This window comes from Pseudomonadota bacterium, from assembly GCA_039196715.1.
Taxonomy (GTDB): Bacteria; Pseudomonadota; Gammaproteobacteria; order CALCKW01; family CALCKW01; genus CALCKW01.
Window position 1 is genome coordinate 1 of sequence record JBCCUP010000023.1, and the last position, 25,837, is coordinate 25,837.

Consider the following 25,837-nt stretch of genomic DNA (forward strand, 5'->3'; position numbering starts at 1 on the left):
CGCTGGCGGCGAGCACGGCGCCGAGTACGGCGGCGCACAGGGGCAAGCGGCTGCGCCGCAGCGTGCTCGATGAGGGGGAAAAGCACGGGAACGGCCGCAATCGCATCAACATATTCACTCGCTTGCGTAGCATTAAAGTAATACGTGGAGGTGCGGATCGGCAGCGCAGTGGAAACCTTGAGCGGAAATTGCTTTTTTTTTCGCGCGCCTGTGAGCTTGGGTGAGGTGTGTCGCCAGTCGCCCCTGCCGCTGGCCTCGGGGCCGGAGTGGGCGGTACAGTGTGGGCACGCCGCGACACAGATGAACCGATAGCAGCCATGCACAAACTGTTGTACGTCAGCGCCGTCTCGCTCGCCGTGCTGATGGGATGCAGTGGCACCGTGTCCACCGTGCCGCCAGCCTGGGACGTGGACCGCGACTACCGCCTGACGATCCTGCACACCAACGACCACCACGGCCGGTTCTGGCCCAATCGGCACGGCGAATACGGCCTGGCGGCGCGCAAGACGCTGGTGGATCGCCTGCGTGCCGAAGTCGCAGCTGAGGGCGGCAGTGTGTTGCTGCTGTCTGGCGGTGACATCAACACCGGCGTGCCCGAATCCGACTTGCAGAACGCCGAGCCGGATTTCAAGGGCATGTCCATGCTGGGCTACGACGCCATGGCCATTGGCAACCACGAGTTCGACAACCCGCTGTCGGTGCTCGACGAGCAACAGGGCTGGGCAAACTTCCCGATGTTGTCGGCCAACATTTATGACGAGTCTGGCGATCGGCGTTACCAGGCCTACGAAATCTTCGAGAAACAGGGTCTCAAGATTGCGGTCATCGGACTCACCACCGAAGACACCGCGCGCATCGGCAACCCCGAGTACATCAGCGAGCTCGAGTTTCGTGACCCCAAACCCGAGGCTGCGACGCTGATCACGCAGCTACGCGCCGAGGAAAACCCGGACATCGTGCTCGCCGTAACGCACATGGGGCACTACGTGAACGCGTTCAGTGGCATCAACGCGCCGGGTGACGTCGCGCTGGCACGGTACCTCGAGCCCGGCATGCTCGACCTGATTGTCGGCGGACACTCGCAGGAACCGGTTTGCATGGTGCGCGAACTCAACGCCTACGCGGACTTCAAGCCCGGCGATGTGTGCCAGCCCGATCGGCAGAACGGCACCTGGATTGTCCAGGCCCACGAGTGGGGCAAGTACGTGGGCCGGGTCGATCTGGTGTTTCGCAACGGCGAACTCGCGCTCGAGAACTACGAGTTGATCCCGGTCAACCTGAAGAAGAAAGTCACGGTGAACGGCGAAAGCACGCGCGTCCACATCCAGGACGAGATCGAGGCCGACACCGACGTCGCCGCGTTCCTCGCGCCCTACCAGGCGCGGGGCGAAGAGCTGATCGGGTTCAAGGTTGGCAGCAGCACGGGTCGCCTCGAGGGCGACCGCAACAAGGTCCGGTTCGGTCAGACCAACCTCGGTCGCCTGATCGCCACGGCGCAGGCGGCCAAGGCGCGGGCGGATTTCGGCGTGATGAACTCAGGCGGTGTGCGGGCGTCGATCGAAGCGGGCGACATCAGCTACCGCGATGTGTTGACGGTGCACCCGTTCGGCAACAGCCTGACCTACACCAGCATGACCGGCTCCGAGGTCGTGGACTACCTGAATGTGGTCGCGGCAATGCCGGTCGATTCTGGCGCCTACGCGCAGTTTGCCGGCATCAGCATGACGGTCACGCCCACCGGGGTGCGCAACGTGGTCATCGGCGGGGAACCGCTCGATCCGAAGCGCACGTACCGCTTCACCGTGCCGAGCTTCAACGCGGCGGGCGGTGACGGCTACCCGAAACTGATCGAACACCCGGGCTACGTCGACACCGGTTTTGTCGATGCCGATGTGTTGAAGGAATTCATCGAGGTGAACAGCCCCGTGGACCCGGCGAGTTTCGAGCCCGCGGGCGAGATCGTCTACCGCTAGGCGTGGCGACCGGCAACAAGACCGGGCCGACCACGGCGTCCGTCCCCGGCTTTCTGGCGGGTGTCGAGCCGCGGCGCCGTCGGGAGGATGCAACGGTGTTGCGGGCGCTGTTCGAGGAACTGACCGGGTGGCAGGGCGTGATGTGGGGCTCGAACATCGTCGGATTCGGCGCCTACCACGACGTCTACGCAAGCGGACGCGAGGGTGACTTCCTCGCGACCGGCTTCAGCCCGCGCAAAACGGGCTTGTCCATCTACATCTTGCCGGGCTACCAGGACGACAGCGCACTGCTCGCGCGCTTGGGCAAACACCGCGCGGGCGCATCGTGCCTGAGCGTGAACACGTTAGCTGACATCGACCTTGACGTGTTGCGCGAGTTGATCAAACGTGGACTCGCCGACCTCAGTGGGCAGTGGCCGGTCAGACCGTCGTGACAGGCTGAGCGGGTTGCAACGTCTGCCCTCAGTACCCGTACACCGGTGACCAATCGTCGCCCCAGGCGAGGCGCCAGAGTTCGCCGACCATGGTGTTTTGAATCGGACGCCCGCCGCGCCAGAGGTCGGCTTCGGGCCGGGCATGGGTGTCGAAATAGGCGTCGATGCGCGCCGCAAGGTGCTCTGCTGTGTCGCGGTGATCGGGGTCACCGACCAGGTTGTGCGTCTCCTGCGGGTCGGCGGTGGTGTCGAACAGCGCATCGCCGATGGGCACGTCGCCGCCGCTGAAGCGACGGAAGTAGCACCAGTGGTCGGTGCGGATCACACGGGTTTCCTCCTGCTCGGCGTACACCTCGTCTGCGCCCCAGTGCCCGGGCTCCTCGGCACCCGCGAGCAGCGGGGCGAGCGAGCGGCTCGGCGCGCTCGCGTCGGGTTCGAGCCCCACGCTGTCGAGCACGGTCGCGAACAGGTCGAGGTTTGAGACACAGCGGTCTGAAGTCCGACCCGACGCGATTGCTCCGCTGCGACGGATGATCAGTGGCACCGAGTGGGCGGCGCGGTGGAGGTTGGACGGCCAGGTCGATGCGCCGTGCCCCCAGAAGCCGTGGTGGCCGAGTGACAATCCGTGGTCGGCAGAGAAGACGACCAGCGTGTCGCCCTTGTCATCACAGGCATCGAGCACCTGGGCGATGGCATCGTCAATCAGGGAAATCTGGCTGTAGTAGTCACGGTAGGTTGGCAGGTGGTTGGGTGCCCGCATCAGCATCGAGAAATCCAGCCCACCGCCGCTTTGCGACTTGACCCGGTCGTAGTTGTCGACCGCCACCCGCGAGATAGGGTTGCGTGGGATGGTCGCGATCGGGCTGTCGTCGTAGAGGTGCGAGAAGCGGTTTCGCTGGCCCGAGTTCGTCGCAGGCCAGTGCCCATAGGGTGAGGGCAGGGGGAGGTAGGCGAAAAAGGGTCGGTCGGCGTCGCGGATGAACCGGGTCGCGCGCTCGCAGAAGAAGTCCACCGAGTGGCCCGTGTGGTCGAAGTGCCGGCCGTTGTCGGTCATGCGGTTCTGGTAGAAGCTGCGAACGTGGCCGTGCTCCATCGTGACCCAGTCGTGCCAGCCCGGCCCGGGTGTGGCCGTCTCCCCGAGGTGGTATTTCCCGAACAGCCCGGTGATGTAACCGTGCGCGGCCAGGCGCTCGGGCAGGGTGCGGTGCCCCGCCAGCGCGTGCCAGCCCGCGGGCCACGCCTGCCTGTTTCGATCGTCGATCCAGGAGTGCACACCGTGTTGGGACGGTAGCAAGCCGGTCAGGACCGAGGCGCGGCACGGCGAGCAGAACCCGTTCGGACAGAAGGCGCGGTCGAAACGCATGCCCTGCGCGGCCAGCCGGTCGAGGTTGGGTGTGTGGACTTCCGCATTGCCGTAACACCCGAGCGTCTCGGCCTGTTGGTTGTCGGTCAGGATCAGGACGACATTGGGTTGCGACATGCTGTTGTCCTTGCTGCGCTGGGTGGGCGGATTCACTGCAGAGCCGACCTGCTTCGCATCAGTGTCGCTTCAGCAAACTGATGTCGTGACAACCGGTGCCAGCACTGCGACTGTCAACCAAGCCAGTCCGACAAGCAGTACCACCGGCAAGACATACTTGACCAGCAGCTTGTACTGGGCTGCGGCGAGCTGCCAACCCAACAACTGCATGGCAAGCCGCTCGACAATCGACTGCTTGAACTCGCCCTGTTCTGCGGCCGCGACGACCCGCGTGCCTTCGGTGCGCACGCGCGCGAGACCGAGGTCGGCAAGCGACCGGCGTCGGGTGCGCAGGCGCTTGGAGTACACCCAGGTGCCGAGGAACACGAACAACGAGATGAACAGGGCGAGGTTCTGGTGGGTGTTGATGTCGTTCGGGCAGGTGCGCCAGGGCCACCAGACGCCGGCGAGGTAGGCGAGGAACACGGTCAGTGCAATCACACAGACGTTGTGGTTGGCCTGGCTTAACAGCACGTTTTCGTGGAGCCGCTGGCGCGCTTTGGTGTGCAGGGCAAACAGGTGTCCTATGTTGAGCGACACCGCGGCGGCGTCATCAGCTGATGCTGCACGCGCGTCGATGTGGATGGGTAACTGTCTGGTGGCGGAGCGCCCCCACGGTTTGGCCAGTGCCGTGGGTGCGTATTCGTCGTGGTTCGCCAGCAGTCTCGAGATGGCCGATTTGTGAATGACCGCTGCCGGTGCTCGCACCTCCACTTCGTCCAGGCTGTCCGTGACGCCCTGGTTGCACAGCATGTGGATGTTTCGTGGTTTGTAGCGGTAGAGCGCTGCGAGGCCGCGCCGGCTGTTGTGCAAGGGGCCGTCGAAGCGCGCCATGCCGCGGATCTGCGCTTCGTTCTCGGCTTTGAAACCGGCCTCGAAACCCTGCCGGGTGGCAGCGTGCTTGTATTCCTCGATCATCCATTGCAGCGCCTGGTTGGCCAGTGCGTCATCGGGGTAGCCGCCGCCGAGGTCGGCGTGCACGCCGGCGAACCACACCTGCTTGACGTCAGCGTTGCCGTGGGAAGCACATTCGTTCCAGATCAGCGGCTTGAAGGTTTGTCGTGCCTCGTCGAGTGCCAGGGCCTGGCGCGCACACTGCACCCGCGGGTTGATGTCGTGGTCGTTGAAACGCAAGGGTGTGATCAGGTTGTTGACCACCACAGCCAGCTCATCAATGGGCAGGCCGTAGGCAGCCACCGTGTCCCAGACGCCGAGAAACTGAATCCGTGGACTGCAGTAGGCCTCGGCGGCGCCGCCGAGGTAGCGCGCCTGAAAGCGCGCCTGCGTGTGGTGCCGGTAGGCGAGACTGAACAACGGCCCATGCGGCAGTGTGTTCGGGGCGCGGTCCTCGGCGCGCCAACTCGATCGAAACCGGTAGGTCCGCCAGGCCTCTTTTGCGATCCTGACCGCGCGGCCGCGACGGTCCGGCGGCAACCGATGCCAGGCTTCGGGGTCGTGCGTCGCGGCGGCGGCCATGTCGTCCTTGTCCGCCAGCGGCACGATGCCCAGCTTGCAGACCATGGCAGCCACCAGCCGCACGGTGAATGCACCGCGGCTGAAGCCGACCATGACGATGCGATCTCCCGGCTTGTAGTGCAGACACAGCGACGCGTAAAGCTCCTGCACGTTGCCTGCGAGTCCGATGCCGAAGGCGCCCCCGGCGGCGCGAGCCAACGGGAAATTGGAGGTGCCCACGCCATCGTCGTAGAACGCGAGTTGGTGACTGCCGTCGCCGAGGTGCAAGGCCTGGTAGAAGCGCCAGACGTTGCTGCGGTGCGAGGACGCCGCACTGTTGCCGGTACCGTCTGACAGCAGGTAAATCGTGCGTGGTGTCATCTTGTCCCCTCGGCAAACTCTCAGCGTCCGGCCCGGCCGTGCCTTTCAGAGGGCGCCGCCGTATCATGCAGACGCGCATCATCGGAGATTTGGCCGTGGACACCAAGACCCTTTTGGACGAATTGCTCAACGCCGGGCGCGAATTGGGCCAGCAGGCCAAGGCCAAGGGGAGTGGGCTCGCGGACTCGGTGCTGGACCTGCCGGACACCGGTCCGGAGCGCGACGCTGCTTTGGCCGGGCTCGGCAAGGGCGCGGCTGCTGCGGGTGTGCTCGCGCTGCTGCTCGGCACCGACGGCGGGCGCAAGTTGACCGGCACTGCGATCAAGCTCGGCAGTGTCGCGGCACTGGGTGGGGTTGCCTGGAAAGCGTGGCAGAACTGGCAGGCCAAGCAGGTGGCCACCCCGCCAACCGACGCCGACGCACCGGTGCCGAGGCCGGTTGATGCGCTGACCGGTGAGGCGGCCGATCTCCGTAGCCTGCGGCTGCTGCGCGCGATGATCGCCGCCGCGCGGGCCGACGGCCATGTTGACGACGAAGAGCAACGGCGCATCGAAGCCCGGCTCGGCGAGTTCGACCTGCCAGCCGACGCGATGGCGTTGCTTCAGGCCGAAATGCAGAAGCCCCTCCAGCCGAACGATGTGGCTGACGGCGTCACCGACCCCGAGGAGGCGGCGGAGATCTACCTCGCCTCGTTGACCGTGATCGACCTCGACAACTTCCTCGAGCGCGCGTGGATGGACGAACTGGCGCGGGCGCTGGCCTTGCCGGACGGTCTCGTGCAGGAGTTGTACGAACGCAGCCGCGCCTAGCGGGCTGCGCCGACGGCTCGTCAGGCCTGCCGTTCTGATTGCGCCTTATTAGGTCGCAAACTGTCCATTTCAGGCGATTAACAGGCGCCTGTTGATAAGTCGCCGCGGGCACCTGCGCCCACAATCGCGCCCACCGCGCAGGCGTCCGAACGGCACTTCAGTGCACGTGAAACGATTTCACGTGAACACAAGTGCGGTGCCGGGCCGCTTGTTCTGTTTCACCGCGCGTGGCCCCGCGCGCCCCAGCTGGACCCAAACGACCATGGCTGTCAAATCCGACATTGAAATTGCGCGCGAAGCGTCGATGCACCCGATCACCGACGTGGGCGCCAAGCTCGACATCCCGGCTGATCAGCTTCTGCAGTACGGTCCACACAAAGCCAAGATTGCCTACGATTTCATCAACTCACTCGCCGACCGACCGGACGGCAAGCTGATCCTGGTGACCGCGATCTCACCGACACCGGCCGGTGAAGGCAAGACGACCACGACCGTCGGCCTCGGCGACGGCCTGAACCGCATCGGCAAGCGCGCCACGGTCTGCCTGCGCGAGCCGTCGCTCGGGCCCTGTTTCGGCATGAAGGGCGGAGCGGCTGGCGGCGGCTACGCGCAGGTGGTGCCGATGGAAGACATCAACCTCCATTTCACCGGCGACTTCCACGCGATCGGCATTGCGCACAACCTGCTCTCGGCAATGATCGACAACCACGTCTATTGGGGCAACGCGAACGCACTCGACACCCGGCGCATCGCATTCCGCCGCGTGGTCGACATGAACGACCGCTCGCTGCGGCAGATCACGTCGAGCCTCGGTGGTGTGTCCAACGGGTTTGCCCGTGAAGACGGCTTCGACATCACGGTGGCCTCCGAAATCATGGCGATCTTCTGTCTCGCGAAGGACCTGGACGACCTGACGGACCGCATCGGCAACATCGTCGTGGGCTACACGCGCGAGCGCAAAGCGGTCCGCGCGCGCGACATCAAGGCGCACAGTGCCATGGCGGTGTTGCTCAAGGACGCGCTGATGCCGAACCTGGTGCAAACCCTTGAGAACAACCCGGCCTTCATCCACGGCGGACCCTTCGCCAACATCGCGCACGGATGCAACTCGGTGTCGGCCACCAAGACTGCGCTCAAGCTTGCGGATTACGTGGTCACTGAGGCGGGCTTCGGCGCCGACCTCGGCGCGGAGAAGTTCTTCGACATCAAATGCCGCAAAGCCGGGCTTGCGCCGGCGGCGGTGGTGGTGGTCGCGACCGTCCGTGCCCTCAAGATGCACGGCGGTGTGGCCAAGGCCGACCTCGGCGACGAGAATGTCGCGGCAGTTGAGGCCGGGTGCTCGAACCTCGCGCGGCACCTCGAAAACGTTAAGAAGTTCGGCGTGACGCCGGTGGTCGCAATCAACCAGTTCATCAACGACACCGATGCCGAGCTCGCGGCGGTCTCCAAAGTGGCCGAGGCGCTCGGTGCCAAAGCCATTGTCGCGTCGCACTGGGCCAACGGCGGCGCCGGCACCGAGGACCTCGCGCGCCACGTGGTCGAGGTGGTTGACGCCGCAGACACCAGCAGCTTCGCGCCGATCTACCCCGACGACATGCCGCTGTTCGACAAGATCAAGACCGTCTGCACCGAGATCTACCGTGCCGAAGAGGTCACGGCGGATGCGAAAGTGCAGAAGCAGCTCGCCGACTGGGAGGCCGACGGCTATGGCGATCTGCCGGTGTGCATGGCCAAGACCCAGTACTCGTTCTCGACCAACCCCGATCTCAAGGGCGCACCGGAGGGTCACACGGTCAACATTCGGGAAGTGCGCCTGTCGGCCGGAGCCGGTTTCATCGTGGCGATTGCGGGCGACATCATGACCATGCCCGGTCTGCCCCGCGTGCCGGCGGCAGAGGCGATACACCTCGACGACGCGGGGCAGGTTCAGGGACTGTTCTGACCGTCCTGGTCGCAATCGGCGTCAGCCCCAGGGCGGTTGTCTCTCCGACAGGCGTCCAGCGAGGAGCGCGCACGTTGGCTCCTCGCGTTTTCCCTGGCGGGCTACGCGCACGGGTGCCGTTTACCGTTGGCACTGCCCGCCGTGTGTGCCGGTGGCCTGCACCCGACGATCGGCCGACGTGCGCGGTGTGCGACCAGTCCAGGCCCCCTTCGGCTATTGCGCGGCGGTCGGGGAGGCGCGCGATGCTGTCCGCATCGTCTGATGCCATGCGAGCCGTGAGCGACATGCCGTGGGCAAGAACCTCATCGTGTGCTGCGATGGCACCGGTACCGAAATCACGACCAACGAATGGGACGTCCTGACGTTCCACCGTGTGCTCAAAGCCGGTGACGATCAGGTCGCGTTATATGGCCCCGGTGTGGGCACGCTGTCCGACAGCGACCGCTGGTCGACCTTCAAGAGCCGGGTTCGGGGCGTGTTCCGTCTGCTGACCGGTCACGGTCTGGACGCTAACGTGCTCGACGCCTACCGCTTCCTGATCCGGCACGACCGCGAAGGCGACCAGGTCTACCTGTTCGGGTTCAGCCGTGGCGCGGACACCGTGCGGGTGCTCGCCGGGCTGATCAACGTGATGGGCGTGCTGCGGCCCCACCAGTAGCACCTCAGCAGCTACGCGCTGGCAGCCTACAAGCGGTCGAGAGAGCAGGACGACCTCAGCATTGCCTGGCGCGTGCTGGAGGTGCTCGATACGCCACGGGTGACCGTTCGCTTCATGGGCCGCTGGGACACGGTGGCCTCCGTCATCGTGCCGCGGCTCGACCGCCTGCGCCTGCCGTCCTTCGAGACTCTGCCGTTCACCCAATGCAACCCCTGTGTCCAGGTGTTCAGGCACGCGATGTCGATCGACGAGCGACGGTGCATGTTTCGCCCGGCCCGATGGGCAAAGCCCCAGGTCTTCAAGGCCAGTCCGTACCTGAAGGACGACCAGACGGTGCCGCAAGACTGCAAACAGGTCGCGCTCACCGGGGTGCATGCGGACGTTGGGGGCGGCTACCCGGAGCGTGAGAGCGCAGCCTCGAAGTGTCCGCCGGCGTGGATGGTGGACGAGGCGCGCGAGCGCGGGCTGGTGTTTCGCGAACGGCTGGTCAAACGCCTGGTGTTCGGGGACACGCCTGCGAATACAGTCAACGGTGGACCGCGTGATTACCCGGCACCGGATGCCTGCAGCGTGCTGCACGACTCGATGTCGCCGAGTTGGCGCGTGTTGGAATACTGTCGCCGCCGGCGCCGTTTTCGCGACTACCCCGGCGGCGACGCGGAGACCGGCGTGTGTCTGCCGCGTGCCGAGCCACGGTACATCGCCGCAGACGCGCGCATCCACCCGTCGGTCTGGGACCGTATCGACGGCGACTAACTGCCGCCGAATCTGCGAGCGCGCGGCTCGGGCGCGAGTCGGGGGCCGTCCGGTCCGCCGTGAGGCGGGGGCGGCGACTACACTCGGTGTTCGCTGAACGGCAGGGTTGCCTGTGGACACCATTGACTTGTCTGCGCTCGAAGGTCTGATACCGGCGTTGGCCGATTGGCCCGCGCGCGTCGTGGCCATCCTGTTCGCGACGGCTGTTCTCGCTCTCGTGGCCAACCTGGTGCTGCGTCGGTTGCACAGCGGTTCCCACTGGCTGCCAGGCGTGTGGGACGACGCACTGCTCGATGCGCTGCGCCGGCCGCTGCCGCTGTTGGTCTGGACCGTCGGGCTCGGCCTCAGCCTGCCGCACTGGCCCCTGTCGGCCGACGGCAAGCTGCTTGAAAACCTTTGGGCGGCGCACAACACCGCGATTGAAATCGTGGTGTTGTGGTTCGTGTACCGGCTGTTCGACCGCGCCAGCCGACTGCACGTGGCAGCGCAGCAGGCGCGAGACAGCCGTTACGACGACAGCTCCGTGTACGCCGTGTCGCGGGTGCTGAAACTGCTGGTGGTGTTGGCAATCGTGTTGGTGGTTCTCAACGCGCTCGGCGTGTCCGTCACCGGTGCGCTCGCGTTCGGCGGGATCGGCGGAATCGCAGTCGGTTTTGCAGCCAAGGACCTCCTATCCAACTTTTTCGGTGGCCTGATGATCTTCATCGAGAAGCCCTTTGTCGTCGGCGACTGGGTGCGCTCGCCGGACCGGGAGATCGAGGGCACCGTCGAGGACATCGGCTGGCGTCTCACGCGGATCAGCACCTTCGACCGGCGTCCGATCTACGTCCCGAATGCGATCTTCAACACCATCGTGCTCGAGAACCCGTCGCGGATGGCCAACCGTCGACTCTCGCTGCAATTGCGGCTGCGATTGCAGGACCTGCACCGGGTCGAGGCGGTGGTGACCGACATTCGGCAGTACCTCGAGCAATCCGAGGCCATCGACCAGACGCAAACGTTGATGGTCAACTTCGATGCGATCGGTGAATCGGCCCTGTCCGTGTCGGTCTACTGCTTCACGCGCACGACGAGCTGGGCCGCATTCCAGGATTGCAAACAAGCCGTGTTGTTCGCCATCGCCGACATTGTCGAGACCCACGGCGCCGCACTGGCGCTGCCGGCCCGCGAGCTCCACGTGACCTCGTCGCAGGGTGTCACCACCCCCTGAGCGAGTGCCCGCGAACACCGGGTCGCAGCACGTGCGGTCAACCGGATGGAAACTCGGGCACCACCTGCGTCGCAAGCGTCTCGAGCACCCAGTCGATCGACTCGGACGAAAAGCGCAGGTTGAAAGCCACGTGGTTCACGCCGATCCGCTGCAACCCGTCGAGGTGCTTGAGCAACGCCGAGAGCCCCAGGCGGTAGCCGAGGTGTATCGGTGAGGGTGGCGTGTCCGGGTTTCGGCACAGGTCGATGTACAGGCTCTGCGAGAACGGCTTCCACGGCGATTCGGTGTCCTCCAGTGCACGCAGCCACTGGGCAAACGCGGTGGCCTGCTGGGCGAGCGGCCGGGGGTAGGTCAGCCAGCCGTCGCTGTGCTCGGCAATCCACTCGAGCGGTTGTCGGCTGTGTCCGGTCACGATCAGCGGGATGTCGCCGGCGTGGCTTTTGGGCAGGAGTTCGACGCGGTGGCTGTGAGCAGCGTGTGTGTCCGCCCAACCGGACGGCCGGTGCGTCGCAGCGCGCAGTACCGGCAGGGCCGCACGAAACCGCTCACCACGCGGTTCGAAGGGCACTTCGTACACGCCGTATTCGATCGGTCGATCGCCCGATGCCACGCCCAGAATCAGGCGGCCTTCGGTCAGGCGGTCAACCGACGCCGCAGCTTTTGCAAGGTCGATCGGGTTGCGCAACGGCAGGATGATCGATCCGGTGCCGAGGGCCACGCGCTCGGTGTGCGCAGCGAGGTAGCCTAGCCACACAAAGGGGTCGTAGAGCTGGCCCCCGTCGCCGAAGCTCGGGTCGATCAGGGGCACGTCTCGGCACCACAACGCCGCAAAGCCACCGGAGTCGACCGCGCGTATGCGTGGCAACGGGTCGTGCATGGTCGGCACGGCGCTGCTGTAGGTTTCCAGCGGCACCCCGACGCCGAGTGTCAGGTGGCCCTTCTGGTAGGTGCGCTGAAAGCCAAGCCCGAATCGGCGGTCAGCCATCGAGTGGGAAGTCGACGTGGATGTGGTTGCCGTCCGGGTCCCAGAGGTTGTACAGCGCCAGCCCTGCTTCGGCCAGTGTGGACTGTTTGTAGCGTGTGCCGGTCGTATTCAACCGGGCCTCGAAAGCAGCGTGATCGGTGGCTGAAAATGCAAAGTGTTCGAGTTTCAACTCCACCTCGGACCCCACGGCGTGGGGGTTGTCAACCTCGACCAGGTGAACCACCGCGGTGTCGCCCGCGTAGAGCCAGGCGCCGGCGAATGGAAACGCCGGTCGCGGCCCGTCGACGAGACCCAGGACGTGCGTGTACCAGTGCACCATTGCCTGGAGTTGGCCGGTACGGAGGTTGACGTGGTTGAGCGCGGTGATCGGCATCGCTGTGGCCTCGGTCACGGTTCGCCAGCCATTGTAAGCCAGGCACACGACCTGAACGGCCCTTGCAGACGACGGGGAATCGGCATGAGTGCAACGTTGTAATGTAAATGCTAACAATTCGCATTTACTAGGTGAAACTGATAACATCTCCCCGTCTCAAATTTGAATGGACCGACACATGCACATTTTCCAATCGCTGCGCGGCTGCGCACTCGGCGTGGTGGCCCTGGCCTCAGCGTCGATCTTCGGCGTCGCTCACGCGGCCCCCATGACAGTGACGGACATCGCGGGGCGCGAAGTGACGCTGCCCGAGATGCCCAGCCGGATCATCCTCGGTGAGGGCCGGATGATGTACGGCATCGCGCCGATCGTCGACGGCAACCCGTTCGAGAAGCTGATCGGCTGGAAGGACGATCTCGTCCTCTACGATCCGGATGCGTTTCGCAAGTTCGAGGGGGCCTATCCGGAAGACGCGGGTCGTATGGTCAACTTTGGCAACCCCTACGCTGGCGATTTCAGCATCGAGGCGGTGCTGGAAAACGAGGCTGACCTCCTGATCCTGGACCTGGGCAACCTGTTCAAGGCCGAGGAAACCGGCCTCATTGAGAAGCTCGACAAGGCGGGCGTGCCGGTCGTGTTCATCGATTTTCGCCGTAACCCGACCGAAAACGCCGTGCCGTCCATGCTGTTGCTCGGCCGCCTGTTCGGCGAAGAGAAGAACGCCGCGACCTTCATCGATTTCTACATCTCGCAGATGCGCAAGGTGTCGAACGTCATCGATACCATCCCGGCCGAGGACAAGCCGCTCGTCGTGATCGAAAACGCCGCCGGCTGGCAGGCTGACTTCTGCTGCTGGTCCTTCGGACCTTACAACTACGGCCGCTTTGTCGAACTGGCCGGCGGACTGAACTACGGCTCGACCCTGGCCAACGCCTACTCCGTGACCCTGAACCTCGAGGGGATCGTCGCGGCCGATCCGGATGTGATCGTTGGCACCGGTGCCAATTGGGTGGAGGCGCGGCCCGAGGTCACCTCGACGTTGCTCGGCTACGAGGGCAACCCTGAAGAGAACGCTGCGCGCATGCAGGCGCTCGCTGACCGTGCCGGCTTCAAGGAACTGCGTGCCGTGAAGGAGGGCAGGTTGCACTCCATTTACCACCAGTTCTACAACAGCCCCTACCACTTTGTGGCAATTCAGCAGCTCGCCAAGTGGTTGCACCCCGAGGATTTCGAAGACCTCGACCCGCAGGCGACATTCGATGACCTGCACAACCGCTTCATGCCGTTCGAGAACAGCGGGCAATTCTGGCTCTCCGACAACTGATCGCCCCGCGGTGCAGTGGCCCGATGCATCGGGCCACTGCACGGTGACCCAGCATGCTCGAAGCCGTTGACGCCAGCCATCACCGCCGTGAAACCGCGGCAGGCTACAGGTTGCGCACACTCAAGCGCGTGGCGTTGGTGTGTGCCGCGCTTGTCGCGTTGTTCGCCAGCCTGATTGTCGACATCACGACCGGCCCTGCAGACCTCAGCTTCTGGCGCACGTTCCAGGTGATCGTCCAACCGGCCGTTGCCAGTGTGCAGGAAGAGGTGATCATCTGGGATCTCCGCTTGCCGGTGGCACTCATGGCGATCGCCGTTGGCGCCATGCTCGGAGTCGCGGGTGCCGAAATGCAAACCATCCTGAACAACCCGCTCGCCGATCCCTTCACCCTCGGCCTGTCGTCCGCGGCCAGCTTCGGTGCTGCACTCGCGATTGTCTTGGGCTGGTCGATCGTGCCAGGTATCGGGGGGTTGATCGTGACAGTCAACGCGTTCGTCATGGCGATGCTGACCTCACTGGCGCTGTTCGGCTTCACGCGCATTCGCGGCGCGACGCCCGAGACCATGGTCTTGGTCGGCATCGCCATGTTGTTCACTTTCAATGCCCTGCTGGCATTCTTGCAGTACGGTGCGTCAGAGCTGCAACTCGCGCAGCTGATTTTCTGGCAGCTCGGCTCGCTGGCCAGAGCGTCGTGGGAAAAAGTGGCCTTGTGCGGGCTCGTGTTGCTCGTCGTGTTGCCGTACTTCGTCCGCATGGGCTGGCAGTTGACGGCGCTGCGCATGGGCGAAGAAAAAGCAGCGAGTCTGGGAGTGAACGTTGTGGCCTTGCGCCTGGGCGTGCTCGCCGGCGTATCGTTGCTCGCCGCAGTCGCGGTGTCGTTTGTCGGCGCGATCGCCTTCGTTGGTTTGGTTGGACCCCACATTGCACGGTTGGTCGTGGGCGAGGATCAACGTGGCTTTTTGCCGATGTCGGCACTGGCCGGTGCGCTTATCCTGTCGGGCACGTCGATCGTCTCAAAAGCCATTACGCCGGGTATCGTGTACCCGATCGGCATGATCACATCGTTGGTCGGCATACCCTTTTTCATCAGCCTGATTCTGAGCCAGCGCAAGAGACACTGGCAGTGAGCGGGCTGGTATTGGACGCCGTCAGTTTCGCCTACGGCAAGACGACCGTGCTGCACGACGCGACGGCGGGGGGTATGCCGCGCCGCAGTTTGACCGCGCTGGTTGGTCCCAACGCCTCAGGCAAATCGACTCTGTTTAAATGCGTGTCCGGCTTGCTCAAGGCCCGGTCTGGAGCAGTTAGGCTGGACGACGCAGACCTCGCCGCTCTGCACCTGCGGGCGCGCCTGCAAACGGTGTGCTTCATGCCTCAGTACTTCGCGTCCAACGCGGCGCTGAGTGTGTTTGATGTGGTGCTCATGGCTTGCAAGAATTTGTCGGGTTGGACCGTCTCCGATGGCGATATCAAGCGGGTCGCTGCCGTGCTCGAATCCTGCGGTATAAGCCACCTGGCAGACTCCTACATCGGTGAATTGTCCGGAGGGCAGTCGCAGTTGGTTTCCATTGCACAGTCTCTTGTGCGACAGGCCGACGTTTACCTCTTCGACGAGCCAACCTCTGCGTTGGACCTGCGTCACCAGCTTGCGGTCCTGCACCGTATCAAGACACATGTGGCGGCCTACAACGCGGTCGGCATCGTCGCCCTGCACGATCTCAACCTGGCTGCCCGTTTTGCTGACCAGTTGATCCTGCTCGGCAATGGACGCGTCCGCGCAACAGGCGCACCACAAGCGGTGCTATCCACACCCGAACTGGCAGACACCTATGGCGTGGAAATCGCTCTCGCCACGGGCCCTCAACAGGAGATTAGTGTTCATGCGTACTCGATTTAGTGCAAGCCTGTTCTTGTTCAGTCTGTTCATCGCCCTGCCTGTTGCTGCAGCGGACCACAAGGTCAAAATGCTCAATGCGGCCACGGGTGATGCGCAGCACACCAATGTCTTCGAGCCCCGGATTCTCTTCGTTGAGCCAGGTGACACCGTGACCTTCATTCCGTCCGACGCAGGCCACAATGCGGCGTCGAAGCGGGGTATGTTGCCTCAAGGTGCAGAACCCTGGAACAGTCCAATGGATGCAGAATTCACCGTGACGCTGACGGAACCGGGCGTGTACGGCTACATCTGTGTGCCGCACTACGAAATGGGTATGGTCGGGTTGATCGTTGTCGGTTCCGCTGAAACGAATTTGAAAGCGGCCAAGAAGGTGCGCCACCCGGGCTCGGCGCGCAAGGCCTTTCGTACGTTGTTCAAGGAGTTGGAAAGCAGCTTGCAATAACGCGAGCCGCGAGTGCGCCTGGGTGGCCAGCCAGGCGCCCCACGCATGCGTGGCGTGTTGGGGCCACCGTCAGTCGCTCAGCTCAGCGGTCGGTGTTGACGACGACTTTTCGAAGCAGTCTGTCCAACGTGCTGCGGTCGTGCTCGTCCGTGCCCTCGAGCGCCGTTTTCTCGAGCGATTTACTCATGCTGACGAGGTGCGCCACGCGCGACTCGCCTTGAGGTGTGCCGGTCGCGCGCAGCGTACGGCCCGATCCGTCGAGCGCACAGAGGTTGTCAGCCGCAAGGCTGGCCAACATGTCCGGCAGGGCGTGTGGCTCGACGAAGGTGCGCCCGGAGAGGTCACCGAGGGTGCGCCACGTGCCCTGTTCGAGCGAGGCGAGGATCCGCCACTCCGGCAGCGTGAGGCCACACTCGAGCACGGCGGCGTGCACCTGCCGCGCCATCTGGCGGTAGGAGCGGGATATCTGGTAGAAAAGCAGGCTGTCGATTTCGCCCTCGGCGTCGCTGACGGCGTCGACGTCGGGACTGCGCGGCGGACGGATTGGCGTCGAGGTCGCGTAGCCACCGTTGCAAAACACCAGACCCTCTCGTTTCTGCCGCTCGAAGTGCAACACCTCGCCGACGATGATCCAGTGGTCGCCGCCTTCGTACACTGCCCATTGTCGGCAATCGAATCGCGCCGCCGTGTCGGCGAGCACCGGCACGCCGTGCGCGTTGTCGGTGACCCTGACCTGACCGAATTTGTCCTCGCCCGGACGGGCGAAGGTGTTCGACAAACCACTCTGATCGCTGGCGAGCACGTGCACGGCAAAGTGGTCTGCGGCGCGAAAGGCGTCGCCGGACCACGCTGTCTTGGTCACACTCCAGAGGACCAGCGGGGGCTCCATCGAAACCGAGTTGAAGCTGCTTGCCGTCATCCCGATGGGCTCGCCCTGACCGTCGCGCGCCGTGATGATGGTGACGCCGGTGGCAAACGCGGAGAGCGCGTCGCGCAAGGCGCGCCCGGTGTCCGCTGAAGTGTCGTTGGCCATCTCGAGACTCCGTCAGTTGGTGCCCTCAAGCATGGCATCTACCCGCGCAATCATCTCCTCTCGCGGATACAGATCGAAGTAAGCCGCGTGCATCAGGTGGGGCGGTCCGAAGAAGAAGCGCTCGTAGAGCGTCTGCCGGCTGCCGAACCCGGACACGGCGGCGTCGTGCGCAAGCCGGTACAGGGAGACCCGTTCGCGTGCGTCGAGGTTCGCGACCTGGAAATAGGTTTCGACGTCGGCGGTCATGCCGTTGTCGAAGTCGAGTTCGCAGGGGGTGGCCATCAGCGACGAGCTGCCGAGCTGCTGGAGAATCTCCATCATGCGCGGGTAGAACTTCGGGAATAGGTTGCGGCAGGTGTCCAGTGGGCGGCGCAGCGGAATCACGTTGCCGTACTGGTCCTCGTGCGCCTCGTGTTCGGCCTGGTAGAGCAGTGCGCGGACGGTTTCAGTCATGAACATCACCTCCGACACCATGCCCTTGAGCGCGAGGTCCTTGTCCCGCCCGGTGGCCTTGACGATGGCACACAGCAGGCCCGTGATGAATTCCGCCTTGGCCAGCTTGCCGCACGCCACCTGATGCGCCATGTGAACAACCGCGTTGGTTGCGCCGAAGGCCTGGTTGCAGAGCTCGGGTTGGCGGTACATGAAGATGCGCTCCCAGGGCACCAACACGTTGTCGAAAATGACGACCGCGTCCATCTCCTCGAATTGCGAGGCCAGGGGCGCGTCGAAGCGCGACTTGCCGTGGTCGTAGGTGTCGCGGCAGATCAGCTTCAGTCCGGGGGTGGCAATCGGCAGTGCGAAGGCGAAGGCGAATGGCAGGTTGTCTTCGCTCGCGCGCAGCACGGTCGAGGGGAACACCTCGATCTCGTCGGCTGACGGCCCGAGCGTCGCCAACAACCGGGCCCCGCTGACGACGATGCCCGCGTCGGTCTCCTTCACCACGTGCAGTGCGACTTCCTGGCTGAACTTGCCCTCGCTTGCAAGCTTGTGGTTCACCGTGGGGTTGACCAGGGTGTGCGTGAGCACCTTGTCGTGGGTGCGCACGTAGTTGTAAAAGCCCGTCATGTTCGCGGCAAAGTCGGCCTGCCCCTCAGTACCCTGGGCCAGAAACGCCGTGGCGTGGGCGAACGCCATCAGGGAGGCGTTCTTGTAGTCTGGTGTGCGGCCAAACATGCCGGCGGACCACTTGGCCCACTCGTAGTAGGCCTTGCCGCGCGCGACGACATCTTCGCGCGTCTTGCTCGGCTTGAACGCCATGGCACTGCGGACACCGTCGTCGTGCGTGTAGGTGATGGTGTTCTGCCACTTCGGGTCGTGCTGCCGGTCCATGAACCGGCCGAGGGTGTCGATGCCGCGCGCGATGCCGGGTTCGGTCGTGACATCTGCAACGCGCTTGCCCTGGGTCCACACTTCGCGGTCGTCTCTCAGGCCGGCTTTGTATTGTTCGCCGGTGCGTATACCGTTGCCGATCGGGTAGGGCGTGGGGTTGGGGGTGTTCAACGATGCTTCACGGGTTGCCATCTAGACGGCCTCCTGAGTCAGTGCAGCCTCGGGTTCGCCGAGCACGTCGGCGAGAGAGACCGCTTGGGTAGCGTGTGACAGGGTATCGAGTGTGGCCTGCAGGTCGCGCCACTGCGCCGCGCTGACCTGGCTCTGAATGAAGTGGTGAATGCATTCGACCTCCGGCATGACGGTGTCGCCGAGGCGTTTGCCTGCTTCGGTTGCCGTGACGTTGACCAACCGTCGGTCGGTTTCGGAGCGCTGCCGTGCTATCAGGCCTTTTCGCGTCAGGCGGTCGAGCACGCCGACCAGGCTGGGCGCGGGGATCAGGGTCTGCCGGGCGAGTTCGACCGACGAGACCGCGTCGGTCTCCCAGAGCACGCGCAGAACCCGCCACTGCGTCTCGGTCAGGTCGTAGCGGGCAAAGAGCTCGCGGTACACCGGCATCACACCGTCGAGCGCGGTGTTCAGCAGCATCGGCAGGGAAGCGTGGAAGCTCAGCATGATTCAATCACATCTAAATCGTTAACATATTAATGACATGTGCCAGAGTGCCTGTCAAGGCGATAAAGTGCCGAGCAGGGACGCGACGCGCACACCGAGACACCGATGACCGACACCGACCTCTTTCCCGGATTCGAGACCCACCGCGTCGCGCAGGGTGAGTCGGAGTTGCACGTGCGGTGTGGCGGAGCGGGGCCACCCCTGCTGCTGTTGCACGGCTACCCGCAGACGCACGTGGCGTGGCACGCGGTGGCGCCGCGCCTGGCAACCCGGTTCACCCTCGTGATCCCCGACTTGCCTGGCTACGGGGACAGCGCGGGCCCGCCGGTCGACTCCGCCCATCGCAACCAGGCCAAACGCACGACGGCGGCAACGCTGGTCGAGCTCATGGCCTCCTTGGGCCATGCTGCGTTCCACGTGGCGGCGCACGATCGGGGTGCGCGCGTCGGCTATCGAATGGCGCTCGACCACCCGGACCGGGTTCGGCGGCTGGCCAGCCTCGACACCGTGCCGACGCTCGATATCTGGGAGGCCGCGGACAAGGCCTTCGCGTTGGACGCCTTCCACTGGCCCTTGTTGGCGCAACCCGCACCCTTCCCTGAAACGCTGATCGCCGGCAACCCGGACGTCTTTCTCGATCAGCTGCTCTCGACCTGGGCCGGCTCGACTGGCGCGCTCGACCCGCGCGCTGTGGCCGAGTACCGGCGGTGTTTTCGCCGCCTCAGCGTGTTGCAGGCGATGAGCGAGGACTACCGCGCGGGCGCAACGGTGGATGTCGCGCACGATCTCGCCGACCGCAACGCGGGGCGGCGGTTGCGGTGCCCGGTGTATGTGCCTTACGGAACGCGATACACAACGAGCTCGCCAGAACCGATCTGGCGGCGTTGGGCGGACGACGTGCGGGTCGAAGCGATCGACTGTGGCCACTTCATCGCCGAGGAGGCCCCCGCCCGTTGTGCGGACCGGTTGATCGATTTTTTCGAGGACACGTTCTTGGCTTGATTCGAGCCACGCGTGATCAGCGGCACGCCAGACAAAACCGAATCATCAAAACACACGTTGCATTGTGCAGGGCATGTCCAAGGCAGTGTCGGCTGGACGAGCGCGGCCATGTCAGTCTGGTGTTTGTCCGCTTCTTGGGCGACGTTACGACGTTTGCCTGAATCCGAGTAGAGACCACACGGGCCCCTGCACGAATAAACACCGTTGCCATGGCTGAGTGATCTTGTCGCATGCACCACTGCCCTCGGGATGCACGGAGTGGTACCGGCCTGCTTGTCTGGTTTCAATATCGTGTGCCGACGGCATAATGTGTGTAAATGCACAGGCAACCTGTGCTCAGACGGGTGCTTGTCATTGCAAGAGGCGCAGTTGGACCAGCGTGGGGAGTGCTCGCACGCGACATCGGTTGTGCCGCCACTCTATTTCAGGGATTCCCCCATGGCCAGCGAGCCTTTGTTCGATTTTGACAGCGTTGAGGCCCTTGAAGCAGTGGGCCAGGATGTGCGCAACGCGACCGAGTTCATCAAAGCACTTGCACACGAGGGCCGGCTGCTGATCTTGTGCCGACTCCACCAAGGCGAGTGCTCGGTCAGCGAACTCGAGGCATTGACCTCGGCCAGGCAATCCGCCGTGTCACAACAACTTGCACGGCTTCGCCAGGAAAACCTTGTCGTTACGCGTCGTGATGGCAAAACGGTGTACTACTCGATCTCCGACGAGCGTGTCCATCGCATGATCGGCGTGCTGCACAACCTGTTTTGCTCGCGGCCTTGATGCAGGCCCGCGCCGTTGTGAACGTGTCGAGGGTGGTTGATGCCACAGGTTGCGTGGCCGAGCGTGGTCGAAGCCAAGGTCGTCAGCGATTGCCGGTCTAACGGGGTTTTGCTGTTGGCCTTGTGATCGGGCGACTTCGGCCTTGTCACCCTTTTTCAGCAGGATACAGCTCGACACCCGTTTGCTTTATCGCAATGGCGCGTGGCGGACGTGCACGTGACGGCGAACCGGCTGTGTCAGTCGCAAGCCTGCACGAACCTGACACAAGTGAGCCGGTTGTCGGCAGTCACTGGCCAACACGCGTGTTTCTGAAATCGGGTGCGTGAGCCTTGCGGACGTGACGCTCACAGGTCGACCAGGCAGTGCAACGTCAACCTGCGTTGTTGTTTGCGATCGCTGTGGGTGGCGCCGACACAGGCCGCGTCGCGCTCTCGATTCCGGTTCGGTGCGCCGTATCCGGTGGGCGGACAGGGGTAGGTTGCCAGCCCGATGTCTTGCTGCCCTTCAGATGACCTGCCACTGCGCGAGGTGCTGTTGGCACCGGACTCCCGCGCCGGGATCTCGTGGATGTGAATGTCGCTCGGGACGCGCCGACGCGAAAACGAAATGTGCACCTTCCGCGCAGGACGGTGTCCCGTCCTCGAGCTGTCAATGCGCACGTCAGGTTGGCGTCTGCCGACAGTGGACCGGCCACCACAGACAAACAACGGCCTCTCCGAGCTTGGTAAAATCACGGAACCTCCAGGCGTTCTGGTCGCTCTCAGCGGAGCGAGATGCGCGCGCGCTTGAGCAGCCGAGCAACCAACCGTTTTCCGTTGGTGGGCTGGGAGCTGACAGCTCTGTAGCCTGCTGGCATTTTTTTGTCACATTGAAGCGATTATTATGAAAAATACTGCAAAACAACTCTTGTCTGCGCTTGCATTTGCTGCGATCTCGAACGTGGCGATCGCCGCTGATCACACCGTGAAAATGTTGAACAACGGGGCCGATGGCTTGATGGTGTTCGAGCCTGGTTTCATCCGAGCAGAACCGGGTGACACCGTGACCTTTGTCGCCACTGACGCAGGGCACAACACGGCCTCTGTGGTCGTGCCGGACGGCGCCACGGCGTGGAACGGAGCGATGGGCGAGGAAGTGACCATCACCCTCGACAAGGAAGGCGTGTACGTCTATCAGTGCACACCCCATCTCGTGATGGCGATGGTTGGCGTTATTCAAGTGGGCAGTGCTGTCAACAAGGCAGACGCAGAAGCCGCCGCGAGCACGCTGACAAGCACCATGGCGATGAATCAGGATCGCCTCGCCGGTTACCTTTCTCAAATTCAGTGACGAACCCGGGGCGTGCACGAGCGCGCCCCGCTCTCGGCTCTGTGAACGTGTCGATCACTCCGCGCGTTGGCACACCGGTGGACCCCGCAGCGGTAGCGCAGCTGCGGTTATCAGACGAGCGTGCCGAAGTCACCGTCGGTTGCGTTGCGCAAGGCGTGCGCCCCGTGGCCCTGAAACGCTGTGTCGCGTGATTGCCGGCTGTCACTGACCCTGGCGACGCCACTCGAATCGCATGCCTTTTGCGCTTCGGCTGGGGAAACCCGGCCAATGGGTGTGTTTGTCGGTAAAGGCCCCCTCGGACTCGTCGTACACACCGTCGTTGGCGTTCGGTACCAGGTCGAGGTAGGCATCGGCCTCGGTGTCGCCCTTGAGGTATTTGCTGAGCCAGGCGGTGACAAAGTGCTGTGACACGTTGTTCATGCGGACGGAGTCCCACACGGCGTCGCTGTAGTGCTCGGACACGTTGAAGCCGAGGCGCTCGTTGACGTAGAAGCTCTCCGCAGGAGCCGGCATCGGTGCGCCGGCGTTGTGATTGGCGTTGTCGAACGTCAACAGCGCGCGTTCGACGGCTGTCGCGCCTTCCCACAGGGCGCGTACACCGTTCTCGTAGCCAGACACGTCATCCTGAGAACCGGCCACGAACAGCATCGGTATGCGGATGCCCGCGAGGCCGGTGGCGTCCCAGAACCCCGTGTTCATGCCCCACGGCGCAAAGGCGACCGCGGTCTTGATACGTGAATCGAACAGCGCATCGTGTGCCTCGCTCCCGGCCCTGTGGGCTGCCAGGGTCCCGTGTGGGGCGGCCCAAGGGTAGTCGATGGCGGTTTGCGTGACGCCGCCACCGGCCGTGATCACTGCGCCGTAGCCGCCCATGGAGTAGCCGATAACGGCGGTGTTTTCCGTGTCCACACGGCCGGCGAGGACGTGCGAAGCGGTCGCGTTGAGGCGTGCCATCTCGTTCAACACGAAAAGCTGATCCAGCGACCGGTTCACCAGTGTGGACCCGAATGCCGCCTGGGTGCGGTAGGTCGAGTCGGTGTGATCAATCGACACCACCACGTAGCCCTTTGACGCCATGTTCTCTGCCAGGTGCGAGAGCAGGAAGCGGTTGCCCGGGTATCCGTGCGACACGATGACGAGCGGAAACGCGTCGCCGTCGGCGTGCACCTCGGCGTTCCGGATCGCCCGTCCGTGCAGCTCGACTTCGGTCGTGGCGTCGCGCAGAAACACGTTCAGCACAGTGTCGCCGTCACTGCCGGGCACCGCGGGGTACCAGACCTCGAGTGTCAGCGGTCGGTCGTAGCGCGGCAGTGGGTCCGGTCTCGGTGCGTCGTTGCTCAGCGCGAGGATATCGAGCTGATTGGAGTTGACCACCTCGAGGGTTCGCACGCCGATGGCGTGGTCACCGTACGCGGCCAGGGCAGGGGCATCGGGCCGTTGGGTGTCTATGCGGTTTTGTGCCATGAGGGGAGCGAGCGTCAGGCTCAGCAACGCGAGCGTTGCCGTGCGAATCAAGAGAAGTGCAGTCATTGCCGTGCCGTCCGTGCGTGGGTGCGTCCCAACCACCGTACGGGTTGCATGCAGTCGGCGCCAGTGTTGGCGGGTGTTGCGTTCGGCACGGACGGGTCGCACCGCGTGGCAGCGCCACCTGCTACATGGCCTGAAACAGGTGGCGGTACACCCGGCTGACGCTCGGTTGTTTGTCACAGCCATCGAGTTGCAGCGTGACCTTGCCCGAGTCATCCCGGGTGGCGGACCGGATGGCCAGCAGGTTGACGATGGCACTGCGGTGTATCTGTTGAAAACGGTCCGGGTCGAGTTGCGGTAACAGCGACTTCAACGGCTCACGTATCAACGCCTCACCGTCCGCGGTGTGGACTGTGACGTACTTGTCCGCGGATTCGAACAGGATGACGTCCTCGACCGGGATGACCCGGACCGTGCTGCCCGAGCTCGCACGAATGATCTGCAACCGGGTCTGCTGCGGGGTGTCGGCGCGTGGGACGGCGTGAAGCAACTGCTGCAACTGCGTGGTCAGGGCGGTGTCGTCGCGTGAGGTGATCCGCACCCGTTCACGCAGACGGCGTACGGTTTCCGTCAGTCGGGCTGCCGTCACCGGCTTGAGCAGGTAGTCACACGCTGCCGCTTCAAAGGCCGCCACCGCGTACTGGTCGAACGCGGTCGTGAACACCACGAGCGGCGCCGGGGTGCTGTCTCTGTCCGGCCAGTCTTCGACGATCGACTGGGCGATCTCGATGCCGCTGGCCCCGGGCATGTTGATATCGAGAAAGGCGACGGTGGGTTTGTGGCGGAAGATCGCGTTGCGCGCGGCCTCGCCACTGGACTCGGCCGCGACGACCTGCAGCGCGGGCCAGGCCGTGGCCAGCTCGACGCGCAGCGCGTCGAGCAGCAGTGGCTCATCGTCGGCAATGATGGCGGTGTACGGGCTCATGACGGTTGTGCCGTGTCAGGCCTCGGCAACGTGAGCGTCACCCGAGTGCGCGCTGCGCCGTCTTCGGGACGGGTGTCGATCTCGACTACAGCACGCCCTGCGTAGAGCGCGGCGAGGCGTTCCTCGACATGGGCGAGCCCGAATCCGCCGCCGTGGTGGGCGCCGGGGCCTGGCGCGTAGGGTGCACCGGTGTTCGCCACGCAAAGCTGCAGCTCGGTCGCCGTGACCGTGGCGATCAACGACACGGTGCCGCCGTCCAGCGCCGGCTCGACACCGTGTTTCACTGCGTTCTCGACCAGCGGTTGCAACAACAGCGAGGGCACCTCGAGCGACAGTGCCTCTGGCGGTATCGACTTGGTCACGGCCAGGCGGTCGCCGAAACGCACCTGTACCAGGGCGAGGTAGTCTTCGATCAAGGCGAGCTCCGATGCCAGCGTGTGGAAGGGTTGCTGGGATGACGTCAGCGAGGCGCGCAGGAAACCGTCGAGGTGGTCCAGCATGGCCAGCGCGCGGTCGGTGTCGCTTCGGATCAGCGCCCGCAGGTTGGCGAGCGTGTTGAACAGCATGTGCGGCTCAAGTTGCGCTTGCAGCAGGGCGGTCTTGGCCCGTTCGGCCTGCCGCGCGTGTTCGGAGGCTTCGAGCTTCAGCGACACCATCTTGTGTTCGCTGCTGAAGTACCAGTTCAATCCCGTGCTGGCGACAATCGCTGTGACGACCGTGACGGCGAGTGTGCTGTCTTCGAAGGCGTGGCTGCCCGCTGTCGAGGGGATGTCCAGCACCCAGGCGGACAGCGTCAGCCCGCAGACCAGCCCCAGCCCGGTGGCGAGCGCCAGTGCGACGCCGCGGTAGGCCAAGGTGTCACGGTTGCGCCGCACAAGCCATCCCATCGAAACGGTGACAAGTGTCGCGATGCACAATCCGATGGCCTGTGAGTGCACGAAAGACGCCCAGAGGCCATGTTGGCCGATGGCAGGCACGCACAGCCACAGCACGACCGCAATGACGGTGCAGAACGCCGAGGTCTGCAGCAGTACACGGGCGGTATACAAGCTTGTCATGATATCGAACCTGGGTCAGTGGCA

The 25,837-nt window shown here is 64.3% G+C and carries 23 protein-coding genes and 1 pseudogene; 13 read left to right on the top strand and 11 right to left on the bottom strand.

Annotated features, from left to right (window positions below; all coding sequences use genetic code 11):
- Positions 1–317: 317 nt before the first annotated feature.
- Both ushA and AAGA11_10035 read left to right on the top strand, forming a co-directional pair.
- Positions 318–1,973, top strand: coding sequence for a bifunctional UDP-sugar hydrolase/5'-nucleotidase UshA (gene ushA / locus AAGA11_10030; protein MEM9603190.1), 1,656 nt, complete (start codon positions 318–320; stop codon positions 1,971–1,973).
- Positions 1,974–1,975: 2 nt separating this feature from the next.
- Positions 1,976–2,407: a DUF1801 domain-containing protein gene (locus AAGA11_10035; protein MEM9603191.1), complete on the top strand. Its 432-nt coding sequence runs from the start codon at positions 1,976–1,978 to the stop codon at positions 2,405–2,407.
- A gap of 28 nt (positions 2,408–2,435) precedes the next feature.
- On the opposite strand, the gene AAGA11_10040 is transcribed toward AAGA11_10035, so the two are convergent.
- Positions 2,436–3,887, bottom strand: coding sequence for a sulfatase-like hydrolase/transferase (locus AAGA11_10040; GenBank protein MEM9603192.1), 1,452 nt, complete (start codon positions 3,885–3,887; stop codon positions 2,436–2,438).
- 69 nt (positions 3,888–3,956) lie between these two features.
- Positions 3,957–5,762 carry a DUF2235 domain-containing protein gene (locus AAGA11_10045; protein MEM9603193.1) on the bottom strand — a complete coding sequence of 602 codons (1,806 nt, stop codon included), beginning with the start codon at positions 5,760–5,762 and terminating at the stop codon, positions 3,957–3,959.
- A 95-nt stretch (positions 5,763–5,857) separates the two neighbouring features.
- Between AAGA11_10045 and AAGA11_10050 the strand changes: the two genes are divergently transcribed.
- The 4 genes and pseudogenes from AAGA11_10050 (at position 5,858) to AAGA11_10065 (ending at position 11,137) form a co-directional block, all read left to right on the top strand.
- The gene (locus AAGA11_10050) at positions 5,858–6,571 is read left to right on the top strand and encodes a tellurite resistance TerB family protein (GenBank protein MEM9603194.1); all 714 of its coding nucleotides are present in this window, start codon (positions 5,858–5,860) and stop codon (positions 6,569–6,571) included.
- Between the two features lie 262 nt (positions 6,572–6,833).
- Positions 6,834–8,513 (top strand): formate--tetrahydrofolate ligase, encoded by a 1,680-nt coding sequence (locus AAGA11_10055; protein MEM9603195.1) that lies wholly within the window; start codon positions 6,834–6,836, stop codon positions 8,511–8,513.
- A gap of 307 nt (positions 8,514–8,820) precedes the next feature.
- Positions 8,821–9,927 (top strand): annotated as a pseudogene (locus tag AAGA11_10060) (DUF2235 domain-containing protein).
- Between the two features lie 112 nt (positions 9,928–10,039).
- Positions 10,040–11,137, top strand: coding sequence for a mechanosensitive ion channel domain-containing protein (locus AAGA11_10065; GenBank protein MEM9603196.1), 1,098 nt, complete (start codon positions 10,040–10,042; stop codon positions 11,135–11,137).
- Positions 11,138–11,174: 37 nt separating this feature from the next.
- On the opposite strand, the gene AAGA11_10070 is transcribed toward AAGA11_10065, so the two are convergent.
- Complete coding sequence (locus AAGA11_10070; protein ID MEM9603197.1) at positions 11,175–12,122, bottom strand: TIGR03571 family LLM class oxidoreductase; 948 nt, start codon at positions 12,120–12,122, stop codon at positions 11,175–11,177.
- A complete protein-coding gene (locus AAGA11_10075) occupies positions 12,115–12,513 on the bottom strand; it encodes a VOC family protein (protein MEM9603198.1) in 399 nt (132 codons plus the stop codon). The genes AAGA11_10070 and AAGA11_10075 overlap by 8 nt, the downstream gene beginning before the upstream one ends.
- Before the next feature lie 160 nt (positions 12,514–12,673).
- Between AAGA11_10075 and AAGA11_10080 the strand changes: the two genes are divergently transcribed.
- The 4 genes from AAGA11_10080 to AAGA11_10095 are packed head-to-tail and all read left to right on the top strand — an operon-like array spanning position 12,674 to position 16,158.
- The gene (locus AAGA11_10080; protein ID MEM9603199.1) at positions 12,674–13,819 is read left to right on the top strand and encodes an ABC transporter substrate-binding protein; all 1,146 of its coding nucleotides are present in this window, start codon (positions 12,674–12,676) and stop codon (positions 13,817–13,819) included.
- Positions 13,820–13,872: 53 nt separating this feature from the next.
- Complete coding sequence (locus AAGA11_10085; GenBank protein ID MEM9603200.1) at positions 13,873–14,946, top strand: iron ABC transporter permease; 1,074 nt, start codon at positions 13,873–13,875, stop codon at positions 14,944–14,946.
- Positions 14,943–15,716 carry an ABC transporter ATP-binding protein gene (locus tag AAGA11_10090; GenBank protein MEM9603201.1) on the top strand — a complete coding sequence of 258 codons (774 nt, stop codon included), beginning with the start codon at positions 14,943–14,945 and terminating at the stop codon, positions 15,714–15,716. The genes AAGA11_10085 and AAGA11_10090 overlap by 4 nt, the downstream gene beginning before the upstream one ends.
- Complete coding sequence (locus AAGA11_10095) at positions 15,700–16,158, top strand: pseudoazurin (GenBank protein MEM9603202.1); 459 nt, start codon at positions 15,700–15,702, stop codon at positions 16,156–16,158. The genes AAGA11_10090 and AAGA11_10095 overlap by 17 nt, the downstream gene beginning before the upstream one ends.
- A gap of 82 nt (positions 16,159–16,240) precedes the next feature.
- On the opposite strand, the gene AAGA11_10100 is transcribed toward AAGA11_10095, so the two are convergent.
- From AAGA11_10100 to AAGA11_10110, 3 genes are read right to left on the bottom strand one after another with little or no spacing between them, the layout of a single operon-like run.
- Entirely contained in the window at positions 16,241–17,191 is a 951-nt protein-coding gene (locus tag AAGA11_10100) for a flavin reductase (GenBank protein MEM9603203.1), read from the bottom strand.
- Positions 17,192–17,203: 12 nt separating this feature from the next.
- Positions 17,204–18,715 carry a 4-hydroxyphenylacetate 3-monooxygenase, oxygenase component gene (gene hpaB, locus AAGA11_10105; GenBank protein ID MEM9603204.1) on the bottom strand — a complete coding sequence of 504 codons (1,512 nt, stop codon included), beginning with the start codon at positions 18,713–18,715 and terminating at the stop codon, positions 17,204–17,206.
- Positions 18,716–19,198 carry a MarR family transcriptional regulator gene (locus tag AAGA11_10110; protein ID MEM9603205.1) on the bottom strand — a complete coding sequence of 161 codons (483 nt, stop codon included), beginning with the start codon at positions 19,196–19,198 and terminating at the stop codon, positions 18,716–18,718.
- Positions 19,199–19,303: 105 nt separating this feature from the next.
- On the opposite strand from AAGA11_10110, the gene AAGA11_10115 reads away from it, so the two are divergent.
- The gene (locus AAGA11_10115; GenBank protein MEM9603206.1) at positions 19,304–20,200 is read left to right on the top strand and encodes an alpha/beta hydrolase; all 897 of its coding nucleotides are present in this window, start codon (positions 19,304–19,306) and stop codon (positions 20,198–20,200) included.
- Positions 20,201–20,638: 438 nt separating this feature from the next.
- On the top strand, positions 20,639–20,974 hold the full coding sequence (locus AAGA11_10120; GenBank protein MEM9603207.1) for a metalloregulator ArsR/SmtB family transcription factor: 336 nt from the start codon (positions 20,639–20,641) through the stop codon (positions 20,972–20,974).
- A gap of 344 nt (positions 20,975–21,318) precedes the next feature.
- On the opposite strand, the gene AAGA11_10125 is transcribed toward AAGA11_10120, so the two are convergent.
- A complete protein-coding gene (locus tag AAGA11_10125; protein ID MEM9603208.1) occupies positions 21,319–21,588 on the bottom strand; it encodes a hypothetical protein in 270 nt (89 codons plus the stop codon).
- A gap of 268 nt (positions 21,589–21,856) precedes the next feature.
- Here AAGA11_10125 and AAGA11_10130 point away from each other — a divergent pair, with 268 nt between their 5' ends.
- The gene (locus AAGA11_10130) at positions 21,857–22,303 is read left to right on the top strand and encodes a pseudoazurin (GenBank protein MEM9603209.1); all 447 of its coding nucleotides are present in this window, start codon (positions 21,857–21,859) and stop codon (positions 22,301–22,303) included.
- A 201-nt stretch (positions 22,304–22,504) separates the two neighbouring features.
- Here AAGA11_10130 and AAGA11_10135 read toward each other — a convergent pair whose 3' ends face one another.
- From AAGA11_10135 to AAGA11_10145, 3 genes are all read right to left on the bottom strand, one after another.
- Positions 22,505–23,767, bottom strand: a complete 1,263-nt coding sequence (locus AAGA11_10135; protein ID MEM9603210.1) for a dienelactone hydrolase family protein — start codon at positions 23,765–23,767, stop codon at positions 22,505–22,507.
- A gap of 187 nt (positions 23,768–23,954) precedes the next feature.
- Positions 23,955–24,755 carry a LytTR family DNA-binding domain-containing protein gene (locus AAGA11_10140; protein ID MEM9603211.1) on the bottom strand — a complete coding sequence of 267 codons (801 nt, stop codon included), beginning with the start codon at positions 24,753–24,755 and terminating at the stop codon, positions 23,955–23,957.
- Positions 24,752–25,813 carry a histidine kinase gene (locus AAGA11_10145; GenBank protein ID MEM9603212.1) on the bottom strand — a complete coding sequence of 354 codons (1,062 nt, stop codon included), beginning with the start codon at positions 25,811–25,813 and terminating at the stop codon, positions 24,752–24,754. The genes AAGA11_10140 and AAGA11_10145 overlap by 4 nt, the downstream gene beginning before the upstream one ends.
- Positions 25,814–25,837 lie beyond the last annotated feature (24 nt).

What these genes read in the sequence shown, in the direction of transcription:
- ushA (MEM9603190.1), top strand. Translation starts at nt 318, where the DNA reads ATGCACAAACTGTTGTACGTCAGCGCCGTCTCGCTCGCCGTGCTGATG.
- AAGA11_10040 (MEM9603192.1), bottom strand. Translation starts at nt 3,887, where the DNA reads ATGTCGCAACCCAATGTCGTCCTGATCCTGACCGACAACCAACAGGCC.
- AAGA11_10045 (MEM9603193.1), bottom strand. Translation starts at nt 5,762, where the DNA reads ATGACACCACGCACGATTTACCTGCTGTCAGACGGTACCGGCAACAGT.
- AAGA11_10055 (MEM9603195.1), top strand. Translation starts at nt 6,834, where the DNA reads ATGGCTGTCAAATCCGACATTGAAATTGCGCGCGAAGCGTCGATGCAC.
- AAGA11_10070 (MEM9603197.1), bottom strand. Translation starts at nt 12,122, where the DNA reads ATGGCTGACCGCCGATTCGGGCTTGGCTTTCAGCGCACCTACCAGAAG.
- AAGA11_10080 (MEM9603199.1), top strand. Translation starts at nt 12,674, where the DNA reads ATGCACATTTTCCAATCGCTGCGCGGCTGCGCACTCGGCGTGGTGGCC.
- AAGA11_10085 (MEM9603200.1), top strand. Translation starts at nt 13,873, where the DNA reads ATGCTCGAAGCCGTTGACGCCAGCCATCACCGCCGTGAAACCGCGGCA.
- AAGA11_10095 (MEM9603202.1), top strand. Translation starts at nt 15,700, where the DNA reads ATGCGTACTCGATTTAGTGCAAGCCTGTTCTTGTTCAGTCTGTTCATC.
- AAGA11_10100 (MEM9603203.1), bottom strand. Translation starts at nt 17,191, where the DNA reads ATGGCCAACGACACTTCAGCGGACACCGGGCGCGCCTTGCGCGACGCG.
- hpaB (MEM9603204.1), bottom strand. Translation starts at nt 18,715, where the DNA reads ATGGCAACCCGTGAAGCATCGTTGAACACCCCCAACCCCACGCCCTAC.
- AAGA11_10110 (MEM9603205.1), bottom strand. Translation starts at nt 19,198, where the DNA reads ATGCTGAGCTTCCACGCTTCCCTGCCGATGCTGCTGAACACCGCGCTC.
- AAGA11_10115 (MEM9603206.1), top strand. Translation starts at nt 19,304, where the DNA reads ATGACCGACACCGACCTCTTTCCCGGATTCGAGACCCACCGCGTCGCG.
- AAGA11_10120 (MEM9603207.1), top strand. Translation starts at nt 20,639, where the DNA reads ATGGCCAGCGAGCCTTTGTTCGATTTTGACAGCGTTGAGGCCCTTGAA.
- AAGA11_10130 (MEM9603209.1), top strand. Translation starts at nt 21,857, where the DNA reads ATGAAAAATACTGCAAAACAACTCTTGTCTGCGCTTGCATTTGCTGCG.
- AAGA11_10135 (MEM9603210.1), bottom strand. Translation starts at nt 23,767, where the DNA reads ATGGCACAAAACCGCATAGACACCCAACGGCCCGATGCCCCTGCCCTG.
- AAGA11_10140 (MEM9603211.1), bottom strand. Translation starts at nt 24,755, where the DNA reads ATGAGCCCGTACACCGCCATCATTGCCGACGATGAGCCACTGCTGCTC.
- AAGA11_10145 (MEM9603212.1), bottom strand. Translation starts at nt 25,813, where the DNA reads ATGACAAGCTTGTATACCGCCCGTGTACTGCTGCAGACCTCGGCGTTC.